The following is a 225-nucleotide window of genomic DNA, read 5'->3' on the forward strand; positions in this document are numbered from 1 at the left end:
GGCGCTGGCGTGTTTAACGGCCGAGTTCGAGATGGGATCGGGTTCTGGGCACGCCGCTCAGGCCACCAGACCGGCGCATCGCAACTTTTTTGGCACTCGGCGGCGCAGGGTGCTGCGACGGCGAGTGCTCAGTTCGGCAAGCATGCAGCGTCTGGCGCTGCGGGTCTTCTTGTTTCGTGTGTCTCTGGCTTCGCCAGCCTTTTCGGCTGCCGAACCAGTCCGGAC

Annotated in this window: 1 rRNA gene; it reads right to left on the reverse strand. The window is 64.4% G+C overall.

Annotated features, from left to right (window positions below):
* Positions 1-70, reverse strand: a 5S ribosomal RNA gene (gene rrf, locus ACLBYB_RS33660); the annotation flags it as partial.
* Between the last annotated feature and the right edge of the window lie 155 nt (positions 71-225).

Source organism: Methylobacterium sp. D54C (genome assembly GCF_053345595.1).